21 protein-coding genes are annotated in these 21,413 nt (G+C 41.6%); 8 read left to right on the forward strand and 13 right to left on the reverse strand.

The features are described from left to right. The first annotated feature begins 59 nt into the window (after positions 1–59). The 5 genes from C8D76_RS02195 (at position 60) to C8D76_RS02215 (ending at position 5,394) form a co-directional block, all read left to right on the forward strand. Positions 60–647, forward strand: coding sequence for a YjaG family protein (locus C8D76_RS02195; protein ID WP_116631196.1), 588 nt, complete (start codon positions 60–62; stop codon positions 645–647). 168 nt (positions 648–815) lie between these two features. Next, a complete protein-coding gene (locus tag C8D76_RS02200) occupies positions 816–1,091 on the forward strand; it encodes an HU family DNA-binding protein (protein ID WP_116631197.1) in 276 nt (91 codons plus the stop codon). 155 nt (positions 1,092–1,246) lie between these two features. Next, on the forward strand, positions 1,247–2,020 hold the full coding sequence (locus C8D76_RS02205) for a DeoR/GlpR family DNA-binding transcription regulator (protein ID WP_116631198.1): 774 nt from the start codon (positions 1,247–1,249) through the stop codon (positions 2,018–2,020). 149 nt (positions 2,021–2,169) lie between these two features. Then, entirely contained in the window at positions 2,170–4,002 is a 1,833-nt protein-coding gene (gene glmS / locus C8D76_RS02210) for a glutamine--fructose-6-phosphate transaminase (isomerizing) (protein ID WP_116631199.1), read from the forward strand. A gap of 186 nt (positions 4,003–4,188) precedes the next feature. Beyond that, complete coding sequence (locus C8D76_RS02215) at positions 4,189–5,394, forward strand: MFS transporter (protein WP_116631200.1); 1,206 nt, start codon at positions 4,189–4,191, stop codon at positions 5,392–5,394. A gap of 330 nt (positions 5,395–5,724) precedes the next feature. Here C8D76_RS02215 and C8D76_RS02220 read toward each other — a convergent pair whose 3' ends face one another. Together C8D76_RS02220 and C8D76_RS02225 are read right to left on the reverse strand one after the other, a co-directional pair. Then, on the reverse strand, positions 5,725–6,984 hold the full coding sequence (locus tag C8D76_RS02220; protein ID WP_116631201.1) for an HlyC/CorC family transporter: 1,260 nt from the start codon (positions 6,982–6,984) through the stop codon (positions 5,725–5,727). A 113-nt stretch (positions 6,985–7,097) separates the two neighbouring features. After that, positions 7,098–7,871, reverse strand: coding sequence for a cytochrome C assembly family protein (locus C8D76_RS02225; protein ID WP_116631202.1), 774 nt, complete (start codon positions 7,869–7,871; stop codon positions 7,098–7,100). A 110-nt stretch (positions 7,872–7,981) separates the two neighbouring features. On the opposite strand from C8D76_RS02225, the gene ffh reads away from it, so the two are divergent. Continuing rightward, entirely contained in the window at positions 7,982–9,361 is a 1,380-nt protein-coding gene (gene ffh, locus C8D76_RS02230; RefSeq protein ID WP_116631203.1) for a signal recognition particle protein, read from the forward strand. Positions 9,362–9,564: 203 nt separating this feature from the next. On the opposite strand, the gene C8D76_RS02235 is transcribed toward ffh, so the two are convergent. Beyond that, positions 9,565–10,548, reverse strand: coding sequence for a bile acid:sodium symporter family protein (locus C8D76_RS02235; protein ID WP_243405788.1), 984 nt, complete (start codon positions 10,546–10,548; stop codon positions 9,565–9,567). A gap of 94 nt (positions 10,549–10,642) precedes the next feature. Here C8D76_RS02235 and C8D76_RS02240 point away from each other — a divergent pair, with 94 nt between their 5' ends. After that, the gene (locus tag C8D76_RS02240; RefSeq protein ID WP_207774986.1) at positions 10,643–11,026 is read left to right on the forward strand and encodes a VOC family protein; all 384 of its coding nucleotides are present in this window, start codon (positions 10,643–10,645) and stop codon (positions 11,024–11,026) included. Here the strand turns inward: C8D76_RS02240 and C8D76_RS02245 are convergent. The 10 genes from C8D76_RS02245 to radC all read right to left on the reverse strand — a co-directional run bounded on the left by C8D76_RS02245 (position 11,021) and on the right by radC (position 20,048). Continuing rightward, entirely contained in the window at positions 11,021–11,722 is a 702-nt protein-coding gene (locus C8D76_RS02245) for an HAD-IA family hydrolase (protein WP_116631204.1), read from the reverse strand. The two genes, C8D76_RS02240 and C8D76_RS02245, sit on opposite strands and share 6 nt — an antisense overlap. A 10-nt stretch (positions 11,723–11,732) precedes the next feature. After that, positions 11,733–12,620, reverse strand: a complete 888-nt coding sequence (gene xerC, locus C8D76_RS02250) for a tyrosine recombinase XerC (RefSeq protein ID WP_116631205.1) — start codon at positions 12,618–12,620, stop codon at positions 11,733–11,735. Between the two features lie 101 nt (positions 12,621–12,721). Continuing rightward, positions 12,722–13,420, reverse strand: a complete 699-nt coding sequence (locus tag C8D76_RS02255) for a LutC/YkgG family protein (RefSeq protein ID WP_116631206.1) — start codon at positions 13,418–13,420, stop codon at positions 12,722–12,724. After that, positions 13,420–14,832: a LutB/LldF family L-lactate oxidation iron-sulfur protein gene (locus C8D76_RS02260; protein ID WP_116631207.1), complete on the reverse strand. Its 1,413-nt coding sequence runs from the start codon at positions 14,830–14,832 to the stop codon at positions 13,420–13,422. The genes C8D76_RS02255 and C8D76_RS02260 overlap by 1 nt, the downstream gene beginning before the upstream one ends. Position 14,833: 1 nt before the next feature. Beyond that, positions 14,834–15,574: a (Fe-S)-binding protein gene (locus C8D76_RS02265; RefSeq protein ID WP_116631208.1), complete on the reverse strand. Its 741-nt coding sequence runs from the start codon at positions 15,572–15,574 to the stop codon at positions 14,834–14,836. A gap of 79 nt (positions 15,575–15,653) precedes the next feature. Further along, positions 15,654–17,249 carry an L-lactate permease gene (locus tag C8D76_RS02270; protein WP_116631209.1) on the reverse strand — a complete coding sequence of 532 codons (1,596 nt, stop codon included), beginning with the start codon at positions 17,247–17,249 and terminating at the stop codon, positions 15,654–15,656. Between the two features lie 467 nt (positions 17,250–17,716). Beyond that, complete coding sequence (mutM, locus tag C8D76_RS02275) at positions 17,717–18,529, reverse strand: bifunctional DNA-formamidopyrimidine glycosylase/DNA-(apurinic or apyrimidinic site) lyase (protein ID WP_116631210.1); 813 nt, start codon at positions 18,527–18,529, stop codon at positions 17,717–17,719. Between the two features lie 205 nt (positions 18,530–18,734). Next, entirely contained in the window at positions 18,735–18,905 is a 171-nt protein-coding gene (gene rpmG, locus C8D76_RS02285; protein WP_011978673.1) for a 50S ribosomal protein L33, read from the reverse strand. A gap of 11 nt (positions 18,906–18,916) precedes the next feature. Beyond that, on the reverse strand, positions 18,917–19,153 hold the full coding sequence (rpmB, locus tag C8D76_RS02290; protein WP_005599762.1) for a 50S ribosomal protein L28: 237 nt from the start codon (positions 19,151–19,153) through the stop codon (positions 18,917–18,919). 232 nt (positions 19,154–19,385) lie between these two features. After that, positions 19,386–20,048: a RadC family protein gene (gene radC, locus C8D76_RS02295; RefSeq protein ID WP_116631211.1), complete on the reverse strand. Its 663-nt coding sequence runs from the start codon at positions 20,046–20,048 to the stop codon at positions 19,386–19,388. Between the two features lie 165 nt (positions 20,049–20,213). Between radC and coaBC the strand changes: the two genes are divergently transcribed. Then, a complete protein-coding gene (coaBC, locus tag C8D76_RS02300) occupies positions 20,214–21,413 on the forward strand; it encodes a bifunctional phosphopantothenoylcysteine decarboxylase/phosphopantothenate--cysteine ligase CoaBC (RefSeq protein WP_116631212.1) in 1,200 nt (399 codons plus the stop codon).

The raw sequence follows: 21,413 nt of genomic DNA on the forward strand, positions 1-21,413 counted from the left end.
TTACTGAATTATCCCTTTTGAATAAGCGTTTACGCGCAACCGTTTTTTAAGGAGCAATAATGCGAAATCCCATCCACAAACGCCTTGAGCGTTTTGAAACTTGGCAAAATTTAACTTTTATGGCGTGCCTATGTGAGCGTATGTATCCCAATTATCGCCTGTTTTGCCAAGTGGCTGAACAGCCTGAAAACGCCAAAATTTATCAGAATATTCTTAATTTAGTGTGGGAATATTTGACGGTGAAAGGGGCAAAGATCAATTTTGAAACTCAGCTAGAAAAGCTAGAAAACATTATTCCCGATGTCAACGAATATACTTTCTTTGGTGTCGTGCCCGCATTAGATGCTTGTGAAGCTTTGTCGGAATTATTGCATGCCATTATTGCTGGCGAAACACTGGAGCAAGCGATAAAAATTAGCCAAATTTCTATGCAAACTATCGCCACGCTCTTGGAAAGTGAACAAGAACGTGAATTGAGTGAAACTGATCTTAAAAGTGCGGTGGAAATTCAAGAAGAATTAGATGTGCAATGGCAAATTTATCGTACTTTGAATGAGTATGAAGAACGGGATATTGATCCTATTTTAGATCTTAAAGCTGAACTGCGAACCGCTGGAATCTCTAATATCGGTGTGGAAATTGACTAATTTGTGAACAATGTCACAAAATTTACAAAAATTTGCAGTTTTAGCACTTGGCTAAACTCTGAACTTGGATTATCCTTACCATGCTGTTTGACAGTACAATGTGTACAGGCTTTATTCCAAGCACACTTAAAACAACTTTTAAATCAAAAAACAATAGGTAATTTTATTATGAATAAAACGGATTTAATCGACGCTATCGCAAGCCAAGCTGGTTTAACGAAGAAAGATGCTAAAGCAGCATTAGAAGCAACTTTAGATGCAATTTCAGCAAGCTTGACAAAAGGTGACGCTGTGCAATTAATCGGCTTTGGTACATTCAAAGTAAACGCACGTAAAGCACGTACAGGTCGTAACCCACAAACTGGCGCAGAAATCAAAATCGCTGCATCAAAAGCACCTGCATTCGTTGCGGGTAAAGCATTAAAAGATGCCGTAAACGCATAATTTAATTTTTCGAATTCTAAAACCCTGCTATGAACATAGTGGGGTTTTTTATTATCTTCAAATCATAGCATTAGTATAAAGATACATAAATTTTATTTACTTTTCGGTTTAAATTATTATAATTCCGAACCGAAACTTAAATGTGAGCTTTGTTAATGAAACGAAACTTAAATCAGCGAAACACGCAACAGCGTCGTCATCATATTATGCAACTGTTGCAAGAACAAGGTGAAGTGAGCGTTGATCAGCTTGTACAACTTTTTGATACGTCAGAAGTAACAATTCGTAAAGATTTGACCGCACTTGAAGCAAGTGGATTTTTACTACGTCGCTATGGTGGGGCAATTTTAATGCCGCAAGACATTATCGAAGATGAACAAGATGAACTTTCGGAACGAAAGATGGTCATAGCCAAGGCTGCGGCAGAACGCATTCGCGATCATAATCGTATTATTGTTGATAGTGGTAGCACGACTGCAGCGTTAATTAAGCAGTTAAATCGTAAGCAGGGATTGGTGGTGATGACGAATTCCTTATCAGTGGCAACCGAATTGAGATCTTTAGAAAATGAACCCACGCTGTTAATGACTGGTGGCACTTGGGATACCCGTTCTGAATCTTTCCAGGGCAAAGTCGCTGAGCAAGTGTTACGTTCTTATGATTTTGACCAGCTTTTTATTGGCGCTGATGGCGTAGATTTAGAGCGTGGAACCACGACATTTAATGAATTGATTGGTCTTAGCCAAGTGATGGCGGAAGTTAGCCGCGAAGTGATCGTGATGGTGGAAAGCCAAAAAATTGGGCGAAAAATGCCTAACTTAGAATTAAATTGGCAGCAGATTGATGTATTGATTACCGATTATTTGTTGTCAGCAGAACACAAAGCAATGATTGAACAACAAAATGTTGAAGTCATCATTGCAAAATAAAATGAAATATTTAATGCGCTTATTTGGCTATTTATTTAGTCATTCAAGCAGGATATGGCAGTGCCTTTCATTAAATTTAAGGCGTGTCGAAATAAGGTTTTAACATTAAACGGTGCGTTAACCGCGCCCTATATATAAGGAAACAAACTATGTGCGGAATCGTTGGTGCAGTAGCAGAACGTAATGTGGCAGCAATCTTGGTGGACGGTTTACACCGTTTAGAATATCGTGGTTATGATTCAGCAGGCGTTGCCGTGCTTGGTCAAGATAAACATATGCAAATTGTGCGCCGTGTCGGTAAAGTAAAGGCTTTAGATGAAGCCTTAGAAGCCAATCCATTATTAGGTGGCACTGGCATTGCACACACACGTTGGGCGACTCACGGTGAACCCTCAGAAACCAATGCTCACCCGCATCGTTCAGGCAAAATTGCAGTGGTGCATAATGGTATTATTGAAAACTACGAAGAATTGAAAGTGGTTTTGCAAGAACGTGGATATGTATTCCAATCGCAAACCGATACAGAAGTTATTGCTCACTTAGTTGAATGGGAATTTCGTAGCGCAAAAAGCTTATTAGAAGCCGTGCAAAAAACGGTTGTGCAATTGCGTGGCGCATACGGCACGGTGGTGATGAACGAAGAAGATCCTGAACGCTTAATTGTGGCCCGTTCTGGTTCACCATTGGTAATCGGCTATGGTATCGGTGAGAATTTCTTAGCGTCTGACCCATTGGCATTATTAAGTGTGACACGCCGTTTTGCTTATTTAGAAGAAGGCGATGTGGCCGAAATTACACGCACAACTGTGGATATTTATGATCGCACAGGTAACAAAGTAGAGCGTGAAATTCACGAAGGCAACTATGAAAATGATGCCGCGGACAAAGGGCAATATCGTCACTATATGCAAAAAGAAATCTTTGAACAGCCAGTTGCGATTATGAATACCTTAGATGGACGTATCAAAGATGGTCGTGTAAATATTGATGCGATTGCGCCAAATGCCGCAGAAATTTTAAGCAAAGTAGAGCATGTTCAAATCGTTGCCTGTGGTACATCATACAATGCAGGTATGGTAGCACGTTACTGGTTTGAAGCCATTGCAGGCGTGAGCTGCGATGTGGAAATTGCTTCAGAATTCCGCTACCGTAAATTTGTTACCCGTCCGAACAGCTTATTGATCACCCTTTCACAATCAGGGGAAACCGCGGATACTTTAGCCGCACTTCGCCTTGCGAAAGAATCAGGCTATATGTCAGCAATGACGATTTGTAACGTAGCAAGTTCATCATTAGTGCGTGAATCTGATTTTGCTTTCATGACAAGAGCAGGCGTGGAGATCGGCGTGGCTTCCACAAAAGCATTTACCACACAATTAACCTGTATGTTGCTGTTAAATGCCGCAATCGGCCGCTTAAAAGGCAATTTAACCGATGAACAAGAACATCACATTATTCAATCGTTACAACGCTTACCGGCGCAAATTGAAAGTGCATTGGTGTTCGATAAACAAATTGAAAAATTGTCTGAAGATTTTGCAGAAAAACATCATACTTTATTCTTAGGCCGTGGCGAATATTATCCAATCGCCATGGAATCTGCATTGAAATTAAAAGAAATTTCATACATTCACGCAGAAGCCTATGCGGCAGGCGAATTAAAACACGGTCCATTGGCGTTAATTGATAGCGAAATGCCAGTGGTGGTTGTGGCACCAGAAAATGACTTGTTAGAAAAAGTGAAATCTAATATCGAAGAAGTGCGCGCACGCGGCGGCCAATTATATGTGTTCGCAGATAGCGATGCTGGTTTCACTGATGCAGATAACTTTAAAACGATTGTCTTACCAAAAGTGGACGAAGTGACTGCGCCAATTTTCTACACCGTGCCATTACAATTATTGTCATATCACATTGCGTTAATCAAAGGCACCGATGTGGATCAACCGCGTAATCTGGCAAAAGCCGTCACCGTAGAATAATTTAAAAATTCTTTAAAATTTGACCGCACTTTTCACAAAATTCAAGAAAAGTGCGGTCGTTTTTTTGTCGGTTTTTTATTGATAATTTAACACTTTTCCCCTAAACTACGCGCCAATTTCCCCGTGAGGAAATATTTCTCTCCTTAAACTTTAAAGGTTGCCTGCGAGCAACAAAAGGATCTCAAAATGACACACAACGTTGATAACTATGGCTGGAAAGCCTTACTCGGTTCTGCAGTAGGCTATGCAATGGATGGTTTCGATCTTCTTATTCTGGGTTTTATGCTCAGCGCAATTTCTGCAGATTTAGCTTTAACGCCTGCGCAAGGTGGCTCGTTAGTGACTTGGACACTGATAGGCGCTGTCGCTGGTGGCATTATCTTTGGCGCACTTAGCGACAAATATGGACGCGTTCGTGTACTGACCTGGACAATTGTCTTATTTGCGGTGTTTACAGGATTATGCGCGTTGGCGCAAGGCTATTGGGATTTGCTGATTTATCGTACCATTGCAGGCGTTGGCCTTGGCGGCGAATTTGGTATTGGTATGGCATTAGCCGCTGAAGCGTGGCCCGCGCGCCATCGTGCCAAAGCTTCCTCTTATGTTGCGCTAGGCTGGCAAGTTGGGGTGTTAGCGGCAGCATTGCTAACTCCACTATTATTGCCCGTGATTGGCTGGCGAGGTATGTTTTTAGTAGGAATCTTCCCTGCATTCATCGCTTGGTATCTGCGCGCCCGCTTGCATGAACCAGAAATTTTTATCCGTAAACAAGAGCAAGAAAAGCCCGCCCAATCATCATTCAAATTATTGGTGAAAGACAGCAAAACTGCCAAAGTGAGCGCGGGGATTGTGGTATTAACCTCAGTACAAAATTTTGGTTACTACGGCATTATGATTTGGCTGCCAAATTTCCTTTCTAAACAATTTGGCTTCAGTTTAACAAAATCAGGGCTTTGGACTGCGGTAACCATCTTTGGCATGATGGCAGGTATTTGGATTTTCGGACGACTTGCTGACAAGTTAGGGCGTAAACCAAGTTTCTTAATTTTCCAAGCAGGCGCAGTCATCAGCATTATTGTTTACTCGCAATTAACCGATCCGACAGCAATGTTATTTGCAGGCGCTGCACTTGGCGCATTCGTGAATGGTATGATGGGCGGATACGGCGCGCTGATGTCAGAAGCCTACCCAACAGAAGCGCGCGCTACCACGCAAAACGTGCTATTTAACCTTGGACGAGCTGTCGGCGGCTTCGGGCCTGTTGTCGTTGGGGCGATTGTTTCAATTTACTCATTCCAAATCGCCATCGCCTTTTTGGCGCTGATTTATGTTTTAGACATGCTAGCCACGATCTTCCTTATTCCCGAGCTGAAAGGCACAAACTTAGAATAAGGTTTACAAGCAATAAAAAAGCTAGATGATTTCTAGCTTTTTTATTGGATAGATGATTTGAAAAATACAGCCAAATTTGACCGCACTTTAAGATTAAAATTGGTAGCCTACACTGTGGCATAAACATAACACTTTTACGACTATTTTTAATTCGTTTAAGGCTAATCTAGTTCAACCCTTAATTATCCAATTAAATCTAACACTGCAAAAACAACCGCACTTTAAACAACTTGAGTCCTGTGCAATACAGCGTTCAATATTTAACACTCTAGTGTCTAGGATTTTTGAGGCTGATCATTCGTCAAAAGTGCGGTCAATTTTGCCAAAATTTTAAAGTTTGACGACTTTGGCTTGTTTTACCATGTTGTCAGCCACTTCTAAAATGGTGACTTTTAAACCATCGATTTCAAATTCTTTGCCTTCTTCGGGAATTTCTTCGAGATATTCCAAAATCAAGCCGTTGAATGTGCGGGCATCTTCGGTGTCTAAATTCCAATCGAATAATTTGTTAATATCACGAATATTGGTTGCGCCATCAATGATGATAGAACCATCGGATTGCGGCACGACTTCTTCTTCAATGGATGGGGCGGTAGAAGTGGTAAATTCCCCTACAATTTCTTCTAGAATATCTTCTAACGTGACTAAACCTTTGATGTCGCCATATTCATCCACCACTAAACCAATGCGTTCTTTATTGTTGCGGAAGTTGACTAATTGTGCGGTGAGTGGCGTGCCTTCAGGGATAAAATAAATCTCATCTACCGCGCGAATTAAGGTTTCTTTGGTAAATTCATTTTTATCCAACATTAAACGATAGGCTTCGCGCACACGCAAAAAACCTAATACTTTTTCATCAAGGTTATCTTTATAAAGCAACACACGCCCGTGCGCGGAATGATTTAATTGGCGCATAATGGCTTTCCAATCATCATCAATATCAATGCCCGAAATATCATTGCGTGGCACCATAATATCGTCCACGGTGACTTCTGCTAAATCTAAAATAGAAAGTAGCATTTCTTGGTGTGCTGTGGGGATAAATTTACCGCTTTCATGCACAATAGAGCGTAATTCTTCCGTGCTTAAATGGTTGGCTTTTGCTTCTGTTTTTAGCCCTGTGATTTGAATCAGCCCTTTGATGATGATATTCATAAAAAACACTAATGGCGAGAATATTTTCATCAATAAAGCCAAAATATGGCTAGAGAAAAAAGCCACTTTTTCGGAGTAAAGGGCGGCGACAGTTTTAGGATAAATTTCTGAGAACACCAGCATTAGGAAGGTGAGTGCGCCAGTGGCAATCGCCACGCCAGCATCGCCATATAAACGCATCCCAATAATGGTGGCAATAGCTGATGCACTAATGTTGACAAGGTTGTTGCAGATAAGGATAAGACTGAGTAATTTATCGGTTTTTTTCAATAAATTTTCCGCTTTGCGTGCGCCGCTGTTGCCTTTTTCAGCGAGATGGCGCATACGATATCGGTTTGCTGAGAGTAAACCAGTTTCAGAGCCTGAGAAATAGGCGGAAAGTACTAAACAGATAGCAAGAGAAATAAATAACGTACTAAGGGGAATACTGTCCAAAATAGGATCCTTTCGTTAGTGAGTAAAAAAGTTGGCATTTGGTGCGTTTGTCGCACCTTGTGCCAACTCGCCATAATTTTGTTTCGTTCTCAGTGAGATTGTCCACCGAAGAATTAAAGAATTTTGCTGCCAAAATAAGCAATTGTGAGCAGAATGATACCTGAAATGGTAAAAATGATCATTCTTTTTCCACGCCAGTGCCATTTCCAATGTCCAAAGAGCAATACCCCAAATACAATCCAAGCAAAGAATGAAAATAATGCTTTATGGATATTGGTTGGTTCAAAGGCTTCCGCCAAATAGAATGCGCCAGAAATCAGAGTAATGGTGAGCAAAATTTCTCCACTTAATAGCACACGGAAAAAATGGCGTTCAACCAGCATTAATGGCGGAATATCCGCAGATGGCATAATTTTTTTCTGTTTCAGATTGCGATCAAGCCAGACAATTTGAATGCTGTACAACATCGCGATAAAACAAACAGAATATGCCACCATTGAAAGGACAATATGGGCAAAAACGTGTTGATGTAGCTGCACCATTTGGCTTGGAATAAATTCAGCCATAATCAAATTAATGATAGCTGCGCTATACGCGATAGGTAATAAAAATGAGATTGTGCGTACTTTCAAACACAGCGGAATGGTTGCCAAAATAGCAATGACTAAACTCAATAATGAACTGACTTCCAGCAAGGTCATTGTCGTCCCATTTGGCGTGGTGTCTTGCCAATAATGCAGGCTTAAATAATGCAAAATCATCCCTGCAAGTGCGGTCAATAATACGAACATTTTATTGGTTGTTGCCGTTTTCCCCCGTGCTAATGTTGGGGCAATCAGCAAAATGCTCACGCAATAACAAATCATTGAAAAAATGGCGTATGACATTCTTTTTCCTTCATTCCTGTAATTAACGGCTATTCTAAGTTAAAAATTCAAATAGGGGAAGAATTCAGGTATAATCGGCACAATTTTTCAGTTTAGAAATGAGAGAAAATATGTTTGAAAATCTATCTGATCGCTTGTCGAAAACCTTGCGCAATATCACAGGAAAAGGGCGTTTAACCGAAGATAATATTAAAGAAACGCTGCGTGAAGTGCGCATGGCATTGCTAGAGGCAGACGTTGCCCTACCTGTGGTGCGTGAATTCATCAATAAAGTGAAAGAAAGCGCTTTAGGCGAAGAAGTTAATAAAAGTTTAACGCCAGGGCAAGAGTTCTTAAAAATTGTACAAAAAGAACTTGAAAGTGCCATGGGGGAAAGCAATGAAAGTTTAAATCTTGCTACCCAACCGCCAGCCGTGATTTTAATGGCGGGTTTACAAGGGGCAGGGAAAACCACTAGCGTGGGAAAACTTGCTAAATTCTTAAAAGAACGCCACAAGAAAAAAGTGCTTGTAGTGTCTGCCGATGTGTACCGCCCAGCGGCGATTAAACAATTGGAAACCTTGGCTCAAACTGTGGGCGCAGATTTTTTCCCGTCAGATGTCAAACAAAATCCTGTTGAAATCGCTAAAGCGGCTCTCGCCGATGCGAAACTGAAATTCTACGATGTGTTAATCGTGGATACCGCAGGGCGTTTGCACGTTGATGGCGAAATGATGGATGAAATTAAACAAATCCATGCCGTGCTAAACCCGATTGAAACCTTGTTCACCGTGGATGCGATGACGGGGCAAGATGCCGCCAATACTGCCAAAGCCTTTAACGAAGCCTTACCATTGACAGGGGTGATTTTGACGAAAGTCGATGGTGATGCACGAGGCGGTGCTGCGCTTTCTATTCGCCAAATTACAGGCAAACCGATTAAATTCTTAGGGGTAGGGGAAAAAACAGAGGCATTAGAGCCGTTCCACCCAGATCGCGTGGCATCGCGCATTCTTGGCATGGGCGATGTATTATCATTAATTGAAGATTTACAGCGTTCCGTTGACCAAGAAAAAGCGGAAAAAATGGCGCAGAAATTTAAAAAAGGCGATCTATTTACCCTTGATGATTTCCGTGAACAATTGGTCGAAATGAAAAAAATGGGCGGCATGATGTCAATGCTTGATAAATTGCCGGGAGCCAAAAATTTGCCTGACCATGTGAAAAATCAAGTGGATGACAAAATGTTCGTGAAAATGGAAGCCATTATTAATTCCATGACGCTAAAAGAACGTGCTAATCCCGATATTATCAAAGGTTCACGCCGCCGCCGTATCGCATTGGGCTCGGGTACTCAAGTTCAAGATGTTAACAAATTGCTGAAACAATTTGGCGAAATGCAACGTATGATGAAGAAAATGCGCAGTGGTGGCATGGCAAAAATGATGCGTGGTATGAAAGGAATGATGGGCGGAATGGGCGGTTTAGGCGGAATGTTTGGACGCCGTTAATCATGCGCTGTTTCGCTTTATATCTGTCAGTATTTGAAAAACAAGGCGAAAAATAATTCATCATTGCTTGATTAGCCTAGTTTACGGCTAGGCTAAAGGAAATAAAGACATTCTTAACGAAAGTGCGGTCAAAAAATAAAATGTTTTTTGACCGCACTTTTTTATGATTGATTTTATGTTCGAGTTATATTTGATTGGGCGCTTTATTTGACTGACTGCATCATTGCAACTGTTTTACCTTGTTTTTTATCCCACCAAAGGAAACCGTTCGCTAAGATCGTGCCTGAAATAGAATGCCATACGCAAGATACCGCACTGGCAATCGCCGCTTCAGCACTGGTTGGGAAGAATTTTGAACTTAATCCTGTGGCAAGCCCTGCATTTTGTACGCCCACTTCAATAGACAAGGTGCGTTTTTTCTCTGTGCTCATACCAAATAATTTGCCAGATAAATAGCCAAGCAAATAACCAATGCAGTTATGGAAAACGATGCAGACAAAGATAATCAAGCCTGATTCTAAGAATTTTGTGCCATGAACAGCAACCACGCCACCTACGATACAAGCAAACCCCACCACGGCTACGCCGGGCATTGTGCTTTGTACATCGTGAAACCATTTTTGTTTATGGCAAAAAATATTGAAAAGCGATCCTAAGGCAACAGGCAAAATCGTTACCAACAACATAAATTTGAACATTGCCCAACCGTCCATATCAATGGTTTCGCCCACTAAATAGCTAATCAACAATGGCGTCATCACCGGCGCAATAATGGTGGAAACTGTGGTCATTCCCACTGAAAATGCTACATCGCCTTTGCATAAGAAACTCATAATATTAGATGACACGCCACCAGGGCAGCAGCCGACCAACACCAAACCAAGTGTGAGACCAGGCGAGAGATCAAAGCCTTTTGCAATAGAAATCGCAATGAACGGCATAATGGTGTATTGTACAATTGCACCAATGATAATATCGAGCGGACGCTGTGCGAGAATTTTATAATCTTTGATCCCAAGCGTCATTCCCATCGAAAGCATAATCACCCCGAGTACTACCACTTGCGCATCGCCTTTAACCCATGTAAATGCAGAGGGCACATAAAAGGTCACAATGGCGGTAAGAATAATAAAAAGTGAGGTAAATTTGGTTAAATAATGGCTGAGATGTTTGAGTGTTCGCATCATATTGTGTTCCTTAGGTGAATAATAATGTGGTAAAGATTGGTTCAATAATGACTTATTTAGAAAGAATGTCAATATATAAAATAAGGTTGCTGTGATGATAAAGGTATCAAATTTAGATCATTTTGTGTTAACAATATCGGATATTGATAAAACCGTAGCATTTTATGCTGATATTTTAGAATTTGACGTGGTAAGGTTTGGCGAAAACCGTACTGCACTAGTTTTTGGTAAATCAAAAATAAATTTGCATTTACAGGGGAAAGAAATTGCGCCCCATGCGAAAAATCCGACATTAGGCAGCGCGGATTTGTGTTTTATTGTGGAAAATCCCTTAACGGAAGTGGTGGAGCATTTACAAAAACATCATATCCCTGTGGAAAGTGGCATTGTGCCACGCACGGGCGCGTGCGGCCCAATTGAATCGCTTTATTTGCGTGATCCAGACGGCAATTTGATCGAACTTAGCCGTTATTTATAGCGAAAGTAATTGTTTTAGTTGATGAATTTCTAGGGTCGGCAATAAGGTTGCTTCTGGGCATTGCGCAAGCGTTTTATTTGATAAATTAAGCCACGCCGCTTGGCAGCCAGCTTGAATTGCACCTTGAACATCGGTGACTAAATTATCGCCAACGTGTAAAATTTCCTGTGGTTTTAGGTGAAATTTTGCCGCAGTTTGCTGAAATAAATCAGCATGAGGCTTGGCTCGACCTTGCACGCCGCCTGTTAAGGTTAAGTCAAAATGCAAACCAATCCGCTTAGGATCAACATTGCCATTTGTAATGGCAACGAGCGGGTAGCGGCGTTTAAGTGCGGTGAGAATTTCGCGAGTTTCTGCTGAAATGGCTATTTTGTGGCGCCAGTCAAGGAAATGCGCTAACAGCTGCTGCCAAATTTGTTCAATTTCCACCGCACTTTTGTGATGATTTTGTAGAAATTGATGCACCGCTTCTTGGCGTCGGCGTGTGACGTCTTCACATAAAATAGGATTTTGTGCCGAAATTTTCATACACCAGTTTTGCCATTCTTCACGGCTCAGCGAAATTCCTGTGATTTCAACAAAGTGGCGAATAAACTGATCTTCTGCATCTTGAATGACTTGGCTGTTGTCATACAGCGTATCGTCAAGATCAAAGCTCATCAGCTTAAATGGGGTTAAAGTGCGGTAAAATTTCATAAAATTTCCCCTATTTATTTCGTTTAGCGCGTGGGTGCGCTTGATCATACACTTCCGCCAAATGCTGGAAATTCAAATGGGTATAAATTTGCGTGGTGGCAAGATTGCTATGTCCCAATAATTCTTGCACCGCACGCAAATCTTTGCTGGCTTCCAACATATGGGTGGCAAAGCTGTGGCGCAGTTTATGCGGATTTAAATGGGCATTTAGTCCCTGTTTAATGCCCCAAATTTCCATACGTTTTTGAATGGAGCGGTGGGTTAAGCGGTTTCCAAGAGAACTCACAAACAGCGCATCATCTTTCGGATTAAACAACAGACGCACTTTCAGCCAATCTTGAATGGCGTGCGCCGCATGATGGCCAAAGGGCAAAATCCGCTCTTTATTTCCTTTCCCCAACACGCGTAATTCGCGGGCACGCATATTGACGCTATTTAGGTTCAGCCCTTGCAATTCCGATAAACGCAAACCCGAGCTATACATCAGCTCTAGCATTGCACGGTCGCGAATATCAATGGGTTCTTTGCTGTGATTATTCAGCAATTTGCTGACCTGTTCTTCATCAATATTTTTAGGCAAATGTTTGCCCTGTTTCGGCGCAGAAATGCCCGTTGCTGGGTTCACTTTCAGTTCGCCTTGCACCACTAAATAAGCAAAAAATTGACGCAATGCGGATAAACGCAAGGCAAGGCTTTTTTCATGCAACCCTGATTTACGGCTTTCTGCCACAATAAAACGCACAACACTCGGGGACACCAACTGCCAAGTGGGAATGTCATTACGCTGTAAAATATCCACCACCGCAGTTAATTGGCGTTGATAAGCCGCCAGTGTGTATCGGCTGAGTTGGCGTTCAATGCGCAGATAATCGTAGTATTTTTGAAGAGAAGTTTGCATAGCCGTTCCTCGTTTGTTTCAGCTATTCTAGACGAAAATTCGCCAATAAAAAACCGCACTTTTCCTATTCTGGCAAAAGTGCGGTCAAATTTTAGAAAGTTTTACAGATCGTCAATCACGAGATAAATTTGGGCGACAGGGCCATGCACACCCACCACCTTGATTAATTCAATATCTGCAGTCGAGCTTGGGCCCGCGATAATATTGATACAAGATGGCATACGTTCGCCTTGTTGGGCTTTGTCATGCAAGGCTTTTGCCAATTGCGCCACGCGTGGAATAATTTGGCTTTTACGCACAACCACAATGGATTTCTCTGGCAATAGACTCACTGAACGTCCGCAATCTTTGCTGGAAAATAGCACAATCCCGCCTGTTTCACATAATCCATATTCGGCGTGTACGATCCCGATGTTCGCTTTTTCAGCTTTGCTGATATTGTCAGCTTGTGCGTTTTCTTCCCAAATATGGGTGGAATATTGCTGTTGAACGGCTTGAGTAATGCCAAGTGCGGTCAATCTAGCGTCATTATTAATGATAATCTCACCGCCACCATATTTTTCACACAAAGAAAGTATTGCTTCTTTGACCGAACTTTCGCTGGTTTCAACCACATCGACCATCATCACTTTGGCGAAATCCATAAATTCTTGCACCAGTTGGGCTTGTGAGCGATCCGTTAAACGAGTCGTTGGATAATCATTGACAAGTTTAGGCATTGGTTCTGGCACAGTTTGGCGTTCACGCCCCATACGTTGCGCTAATCGATTTAAAAAGGCTTCACGATTTTGAATTGTCATTAGTTTTTCTCCCGATTAGCAAACCATGAGCGGAAACTTTCCCCTTCAGGTTGTGGTAAATCTCGTGCTTTAGTCCATTCGGCAAGTGCGCCAGCTTGAATTGGTGCTTTGCCGTTTTTGATAAATTTGCCCGCTAATTTTGCGCCAATTTTCACGCTGCTATCCCATACTGCAGGGTGGGTGTTGGCGAAATTAAATCCTTTAATAGAAAGGCGCTCGGCAAGTGGCGTCATACCTGATTGGGCGATGTGTTCACGGTGGCGCAAAATCAGTTGAGCCAATGGAATTTTCACTGGGCAAACACTGTTACAAGCGGTGCAAAGTGAGCAAGCATAAGGTAATTCTTTGAACTCTTCATAACCGCCAAGCAATGGCGAAATCACTGCGCCAATCGGACCGGGATAAATTGAGCCATAGCCATGTCCGCCAATTTGGCGATAGGCAGGGCAGGTATTTAAGCAAGCACCGCAACGGATACAACGCAGCACTTCTTTAAACTCGCTTTCAAGGATTTTTGAGCGGCCGTTATCCACAATCACTAAATGGAATTCTTCTGGACCGTCTGTTTCCCCTTCCACACGAGGACCAGTGAGCCAAGTGTTATAGCCAGTTAGTTTTGCGCCCACTGCACTACGGCAAAGCATTGTGATTAATACATCCACTTCTTGGAAGGTTGGTGTAATGCGTTCCATACCCATCACTGCAATGTGCGTTTTAGGCACCGTCGTAGCAAGGCGCAAGTTACCTTCATTGGTGACTAAACAGCAAGATCCTGTTTCTGCCACCGCAAAGTTACAACCGCTAATGCCAATATCGGCTTCCAAGAAATCTTTACGGATCACTTGGCGAATAAAGGCGGTCATTTCTTCAGGGGTTTCAGTGCCTTGATAGCCTAATTTTTCTTGCAAGTCTTTGCGAATTTGGTGGCGATCTTTATGAATGGCTGGCACCACGATATGCGATGGTTTGTCGTCAGCGATTTGTAGTAAATATTCCCCTAAATCAGTTTCTACCACGTTAATGCCTTCCGCTTCCAAAACAGCGTTCATACCAATTTCTTCGGTAACCATAGATTTGGATTTAACGATTTTCTTCGCATTTTTGGCAAGGGCAATTTGGCGAATGTAATTAGTCGCTTCTTCAGCAGTTTCTGCAAAGAAAACGTGGCCGCCATTTTGTTCCACTTTTTCGCTGAGTTGATATAAATAGGCATCAAGATTGGCTAACACATGATTGCGAATTTGTTTTGCAGCATCATGCCATTCTTCCCAATGGCCTAATTCATCTACCATTTTTTGGCGATTAGCGCCAATTGTTTCCTGCGCTTTCACCACCGCACGGCGCATAATTTCGTTGTGAACTTGTTTTTCTACACGTTCTTTAAATGGCAAGTTACTGGTTTTTAAACTCATCTTAATTTCCCCCTTGCTCATCTTGCATTAATACTTCGGCGATATGCATCACTTTCACATTTTTGCCTTCACGGCTTAAACGCCCTGTGATATTCATCAAACAACTCACATCTGCGCCCACTAAATAATCAGGTTCAACTTCGCTAATATTCATGACTTTTTCTGTGACCATTTCGCCTGAAATTTCCGCCATTTTGACAGAGAAGGTTCCGCCAAAACCACAACAGGTTTGTTGATTATGAATCGGGAGCAGCTGCAAGCCTTTGACATTTTGTAACAAGGTGAGCGGCTCTTGCACCACGCCCAATTTACGCGTTAGGCTACAAGAGGGGTGATAAACCGCTTTGCCCGTGAGTCTTGCCCCCACGTTCTCAATTTTTAAGACATTGACAATAAAATCCGTCAGATCATAGAAACGCTCTGCCACTTTCTTCGCACGAATAGCCCATTCAGACTCGTCAAAACGTTCAAAATATTCGGAATAATTTTTGATCGCATAAACACAAGATCCCGCTGGCGCAACGATAGGGTAATCGTTCACTTCAAAGGTTTCCACAAGGGTTTTCATACCAGCAAGTGCTTGTTTGGCATACCCACTATTAATAGCAGGTTGCCCGCAACAGCCTTGCTTTTCGAGGAATATCACATTGCAACCGAGTTTTTCCAGCAACAACACGCTGTTTTTTGCTACACCGCTTTTTACAATATCTGCAATGCAGGTAACATAAAAATTAACATTCATAATCACTCCAACAGGAAAATAATGTTGGCAAGCCAGCCATAAGGGTTTGGACGCTGCTTGCCAACGCTTTGTTTAGAAACTAAACATTAAAAAATAAAGGAATAATAAATAATGCAACAAGCGCCGCAATTACGCCATACACAAACATTGGTAACACCGTTTGTTTAATAATATTGCCTTCTTGATTGTTTGTGCCAAGCACTGAAGAGACGGCTACGATGTTATTGATACACACCATATTCCCCATTGCACCACCCACCGATTGTAACGCCAACACAAGTGCGGTCGATAATCCAGTAATTTCTGCGGTTGATAATTGCACGCTACCAAAGGTTAAATTGGAAACCGTATTTGAGCCCGAGAAGAATGCACCCACCGCGCCTAAATAGGAAGAGAACAATGTCCAATGTTCGCCTGTGGCATCGGCAAAGGTTTTACCAATCGTTTTCACCATTGAAGCATCGCCGCCAACGAGCATTAAGTTCACCATAATCAACGCGCCCACTAAAGCAATAAATGGGTTTTTCGAGCGGCGCAAGCTATCGCCAAAAATTTCACGGGTTTGTGTCCAGCTCATACTAAATAATGGAATCGCAACCAACACGGTAACAATAAATGGAATGAGCGCAGGCACATAAAGTAATTTGTAGCTTGCACTGACACTGGTGTCGAAAATATTTTTCAAGCTAAAGATTAAACCGTGGCTAATTTCAAAATCTCCCAATGAGCCAATATGGGTAGCAAACCACGTTGTACTATCATTCATCCAGCCTTTGAATGGCAGCTGTTGCAAGCGAGTGATAATTAAAATCCCGATCAACATTCCCGTTGGCAACAAGGCTTTGAACACTTGTTTTTGGGTTACCGCATTGCTGTCTAAGTGATTTTCCATTTTCACTAAACCGATATTACGATTTGCCGCAAAAACAGAAATTAACAAGCCAATCGCCCCACCCACTAAAGACGGAAATTCATAGTTAAATTGAGCAATCACCAGATAAGGCATCACACAGGCAAAAACACTAATATAAATGAACACAATGTTTTGGCGAATTTCTTTCCAGCTCACTATCGCGCGCAATGCCATTAATGGAATCACAAATGCGGCAAAGCTATGAATGAGCGCGCTCATCGAACCGATGCTGAGAATTTCGCTCTCTGTTAAATTTAGTGGGCCGAAACCAAACCAAGTCGGCGTGCCTACCGCCCCAAAGGAAACAGGCACCGAGTTCATGATTAAGGCTAATACTGCTACTTTAATCGGATTGAACCCTAAACCGACCAAAATTGGCGCGGCGATTGCGGCTGGCGTACCAAAGCCGCTTGCCCCTTCAATCATAAAAGTAAATGCCCAGCCGATAATCATTAACTGCGCAACAGGGTTTGGGTTAATATTGCCTAACCAACGGCGCAACACATTGGTTACCCCCGACATTTCAGAGAATTTATTAAATAAAATTGCGCCAAAAATCACTGTGATCGGCGTTTGCACCGCCACTAAACTGGCAGTAACGTTGGCACTAATGGTGGCAATATCCGTACCAAAATAGGCAAGATGAATCATCAACACCACCACCGCAATCCACGGCAACGCCACATAAGACGGCAACGCATTGCGTTTCACCATTAAATAAATCAATAAAATAATGGGAAAAATACTTAAAATAAAAGCCATAAACTCACCCTTTTTGTGAAAAATGTGGATGAATTATATTTAAAAAATGTTAAATAAATAGTGTCAATTTGTAAAAGATTGAAGTAGATCACAAAAATTTAACAAAATAGATAAAAGAGAACAGAATTTGAGCAAAAGTGCGGTGAAAAAAAATGATAATTTTTGACCGCACTTTGGAGGCTAAGTGGCTGAAAGTATTATGCAGCTATATTTCTCTCTAATTAAGCCATTATCTCTAATATAAACTGATGAGAGCTATTGAGTGGATTTATTCCATATAAGAAAGGTGTGCTTTTAAGGCAAAATGTAAGGAAAAAGCGCTGCGTTTTTAAAATAACGGATAACTATAACCAACCTGTCTAATGCGATTAACATTGGTCTTAACTATAAAATAGCCGATATTTTTAATAAATTCATTCTTAAAATTAACGCAGGCATATTTATCCGTCACTAATATTTAATTGTTTTCACTTTTTCTGGCAGGTCGGGCAAAAATAACTATTTCTTTGTGCAATGACTAAACTTTCAATTTTTTGACCGCACTTAGGGCAAGGTTTATCTTTTTTACCATAGATTTGCAATTCTTGAGCGAAATAGCCAGGCTTGCCATCTGGCTGCAAGAAATCTTTTAACGTTGTTCCACCTTGCTCAATGGCGCGTGTGAGTTCAGCTTTAATCGTGCTGACGAGCAATGCAGATTGAGCTTGAGTAATTTTTCCCGCTGGCTTTTCAGGATGCAAGCCACAATGAAATAGCACTTCATTGGCATAAATATTCCCCACGCCAACAACTACGGCATTATCCATTAGAAAGGCCTTAAGTGCGGTCAATTTTTGACGAGATTTTTTGAATAGATAATCAGCCGTGAAGTCTTCAGAAAGTGGCTCGGGTCCTAATTTGGCGAAAAGATGAAATGTATCGAGATTGTCTGCCCATAACCAAGCACCAAAGCGGCGCGGATCGTTATAACGCATAATTTTGCCATTATTCATCACAATATCAAGATGATCATGTTTTTCAATAGGATCTTGGCTAGTGACAATACGAACAGAGCCCGACATTCCTAAATGCCCAATGATATAACCTTGTTCAGTGTGAATAATTAAATATTTCGCACGACGTGAAAGTGCGGTCACTTTTTGCTGAGAAATTTGAGCTAACTCAGGGCTGACAGCCCAGCGCAATTTAGGCTGGCGAATAATGATTTTTTCAATGATAAAACCCTCAAGATAAGGGGCGATACCATTTTTAGCAGTTTCGACTTCGGGAAGTTCTGGCATAATTATTGAATTTGCGTATCAGTAATATCTTGGTTATAACGAGCCAAGCCTTCAACTAGGCGTGAAATGGCATTGGTAAGTGGGTCTATGTTGAGATTTATCATCTTTATTCTCCTAGCGTGCGGGCATTTTAGCGTAATTCTAGGCATTAAAAAACAAAAAACCCGAATTTGCATTCGGGTTTTTTATTCGTTTTAAAACTAAATTATTTGATTTTAGCTTCACGATAAATAACGTGTTTACGCACTACTGGATCAAATTTTTTGATTTCCATTTTTTCAGGCATATTACGTTTATTTTTGTCAGTTGTGTAGAAGTGACCAGTTTCTGCTGAAGAAACTAAACGGATTTTCTCACGAGCACCTTTAGCTGCCATTTTTTAGCTCCTTAGATTTTTTCGCCACGAGCACGGATTTCAGCTAATACTGCATCAATGCCTTTTTTATCAATAATACGCATACCTTTCGCTGTTAAGCGTAAAGTTACGAAACGGTTTTCAGACTCAACCCAGAAACGGTGAGTGTGTAAATTTGGTAGAAAACGACGACGAGTCGCGTTTAATGCGTGTGAACGGTTGTTACCAACTGCTGGACGCTTGCCTGTTACTTGACAGACTCTAGACATAATAATCTCCAATAATCTAAATATAAGCTCGAGCTTACGGTTCGGATACAAATTCAAGGAAAGCCTTGAGAGCCACCTCGTCAGGTCGCTAGTCGCCGACCCGCTTACTATATTAAAGGTCGCAAATTATACTTGCTTTATTCTGTTTTCTCAAGGGGAAAATAGTTTTTCCGTAAAAAACCGCGAGATTTTACACGAAAAATAACTGCGATCCAACTTTTGATGTGAAGGATTACAACAAACCTTCTTCTGCAAAGGAAAAATAGCAACCTTTGCCGATGATAAAATGATCTAAAAGATGAATTTCCATTAATTCCGCCGCACTTTTGATCTTTTGCGTGATGGATTTATCCGCATGACTAGGCTGTGCGAGCCCCGAAGGGTGATTATGGGCTAAAATCATCGCAGCCGCATTACAATAAAGCGCGGCTTTAATGATTTCGCGTGGATAAATATTGGCGACATTGATTGTGCCGAGAAACATTTCTTCCGTTTTTATAAGGCGATGTTGATTATCTAAAAATAGCACCATAAAAACTTCGCGTTCGTGATGTTCTAGTTCTGCTTGTAAATAAATACGGGTTGTATTGGGATCGGTAAATCCGTGGGAAAATTTGAGCTCATCTAATAAATAGCGTTTTGTCATTTCTGTGCAGGCTTGCAACTGAATATATTGGGTGATGCCTATGCCTTTAAATTGGCAGAATTCTTTCTGTGTGGCAGAAATTAACCCGCGTAGTGTCGAAAAATGCGCCAATACATTTTCTGAAAGTTGCATGACGGGGCAATTTTTTATGCCCGTCCGTAAAAAAATAGCTAATAATTCTTGATCCGTTAAGGATTTCGCGCCAAATTGCAAAAGTTTTTCGCGAGGCATGAGTATTTGATTTTTCATTGAATTTCCAAAATTTCGCAACATTTGACCGCACTTTGAACGATGCTTTCGTGAAAATCTAACCGTTTAAGATAAATTTGGAATGAAGATCGTAAAATTAATTTAAGTATTCTTAAAAATTAAAGTAAAATGGTGAAATTCGTGGTAAGTGAAAGGGGACTAACAATGTTAAAAGGTAAACGAATTGTTGTTGGTATTACGGGCGGAATTGCTGCCTACAAAGCCATTGAGTTAATCCGTTTACTGCGTAAATCTGATGCAGAAGTGCGTGTGGTATTAACGCCAGCGGCAGCAGAATTTGTCACACCTTTAACCTTGCAAGCCATTTCTGGCAATTCAGTTTCACAATCATTATTAGATCCTACGGCTGAATTATCAATGGGACATATTGAGTTAGCCAAATGGGCGGACATCGTGGTTGTCGCCCCTGCTAGCGCAGATTTTATCGCCCGATTATCCGTGGGAATGGCAAATGATTTGCTATCCACCCTTTGTTTAGCCACCGCAGCTCCTATTTTATTGGCACCAGCCATGAATCAGCAAATGTACGCGCAATCTGTTACACAAGAAAATATTGTAAAATTAGCACAGCGTGGTATTCAATTTGTTGGCCCTAATTCAGGTGTTCAAGCTTGTGGTGATGTGGGCGCAGGACGAATGTCAGAACCGAGTGAAATTTTCACCGCACTTGTTCATATTTTTGCATCAAAACAAGATTTAGTTGGCTTAACCGTCGCGATTACAGCGGGACCGACTCGAGAATTAATTGATCCTGTGCGCTATATTAGCAATCATAGTTCGGGCAAAATGGGCTTTGCCATTGCTGCCGCTTTTGCAGAGCGCGGTGCTAAGGTCACCTTAATTTCAGGGCCTGTTAATTTACCTACGCCCAAAAATGTGGAACGCATTGATGTGACAAGCGCAGAACAAATGTGGCAAGCTTCCCTAAAAAGTGCGGTCAAAAATCAATTATTTATTGGCTGCGCAGCGGTGGCGGATTATCGTGTTGCCGAGATTGCAGAACAAAAAATTAAGAAAACAGCTGACAATGATGCGTTGACGCTAACCTTGGTGAAGAATCCAGATATCATCGCTGATGTGGCGCAGTTGAAACAAAATCGACCATTTGTGATTGGCTTTGCTGCCGAAACCCAAAATGTTGAACACTATGCCAAAGACAAATTACAGCGCAAAAATCTTGATATGATTTGTGCGAACAGCGTGGCGGGTGGTGCCGTGTTCGGCGAAGACCAAAATGCGTTACACTTGTTTTGGAAAAATGGCGAGAAGAAATTGCCGACCAGCTCGAAACAAGAACTCGCCAGAATTTTAGTTCAAGAAATTATGAATCAATATAAATCGTAG

The organism is Alitibacter langaaensis DSM 22999, assembly GCF_003096995.1.
GTDB classification, from domain to species: Bacteria; Pseudomonadota; Gammaproteobacteria; order Enterobacterales; family Pasteurellaceae; genus Exercitatus; species Exercitatus langaaensis.

Excerpts from the sequence above, each read along its gene's own strand:
- coaBC (WP_116631212.1), top strand. The coding sequence starts at position 20,214 with ATGTTAAAAGGTAAACGAATTGTTGTTGGTATTACGGGCGGAATTGCT.
- C8D76_RS02270 (WP_116631209.1), bottom strand. The coding sequence starts at position 17,249 with ATGGCTTTTATTTTAAGTATTTTTCCCATTATTTTATTGATTTATTTA.
- ffh (WP_116631203.1), top strand. The coding sequence starts at position 7,982 with ATGTTTGAAAATCTATCTGATCGCTTGTCGAAAACCTTGCGCAATATC.
- rpmG (WP_011978673.1), bottom strand. The coding sequence starts at position 18,905 with ATGGCAGCTAAAGGTGCTCGTGAGAAAATCCGTTTAGTTTCTTCAGCA.
- C8D76_RS02255 (WP_116631206.1), bottom strand. The coding sequence starts at position 13,420 with ATGACAATTCAAAATCGTGAAGCCTTTTTAAATCGATTAGCGCAACGT.
- glmS (WP_116631199.1), top strand. The coding sequence starts at position 2,170 with ATGTGCGGAATCGTTGGTGCAGTAGCAGAACGTAATGTGGCAGCAATC.
- C8D76_RS02195 (WP_116631196.1), top strand. The coding sequence starts at position 60 with ATGCGAAATCCCATCCACAAACGCCTTGAGCGTTTTGAAACTTGGCAA.
- rpmB (WP_005599762.1), bottom strand. The coding sequence starts at position 19,153 with ATGTCTAGAGTCTGTCAAGTAACAGGCAAGCGTCCAGCAGTTGGTAAC.
- C8D76_RS02265 (WP_116631208.1), bottom strand. The coding sequence starts at position 15,574 with ATGAATGTTAATTTTTATGTTACCTGCATTGCAGATATTGTAAAAAGC.
- C8D76_RS02200 (WP_116631197.1), top strand. The coding sequence starts at position 816 with ATGAATAAAACGGATTTAATCGACGCTATCGCAAGCCAAGCTGGTTTA.
- radC (WP_116631211.1), bottom strand. The coding sequence starts at position 20,048 with ATGAAAAATCAAATACTCATGCCTCGCGAAAAACTTTTGCAATTTGGC.
- C8D76_RS02235 (WP_243405788.1), bottom strand. The coding sequence starts at position 10,548 with ATGATGCGAACACTCAAACATCTCAGCCATTATTTAACCAAATTTACC.
- C8D76_RS02245 (WP_116631204.1), bottom strand. The coding sequence starts at position 11,722 with ATGAAATTTTACCGCACTTTAACCCCATTTAAGCTGATGAGCTTTGAT.
- mutM (WP_116631210.1), bottom strand. The coding sequence starts at position 18,529 with ATGCCAGAACTTCCCGAAGTCGAAACTGCTAAAAATGGTATCGCCCCT.
- xerC (WP_116631205.1), bottom strand. The coding sequence starts at position 12,620 with ATGCAAACTTCTCTTCAAAAATACTACGATTATCTGCGCATTGAACGC.
- C8D76_RS02240 (WP_207774986.1), top strand. The coding sequence starts at position 10,643 with ATGATAAAGGTATCAAATTTAGATCATTTTGTGTTAACAATATCGGAT.
- C8D76_RS02260 (WP_116631207.1), bottom strand. The coding sequence starts at position 14,832 with ATGAGTTTAAAAACCAGTAACTTGCCATTTAAAGAACGTGTAGAAAAA.
- C8D76_RS02205 (WP_116631198.1), top strand. The coding sequence starts at position 1,247 with ATGAAACGAAACTTAAATCAGCGAAACACGCAACAGCGTCGTCATCAT.
- C8D76_RS02215 (WP_116631200.1), top strand. The coding sequence starts at position 4,189 with ATGACACACAACGTTGATAACTATGGCTGGAAAGCCTTACTCGGTTCT.
- C8D76_RS02225 (WP_116631202.1), bottom strand. The coding sequence starts at position 7,871 with ATGTCATACGCCATTTTTTCAATGATTTGTTATTGCGTGAGCATTTTG.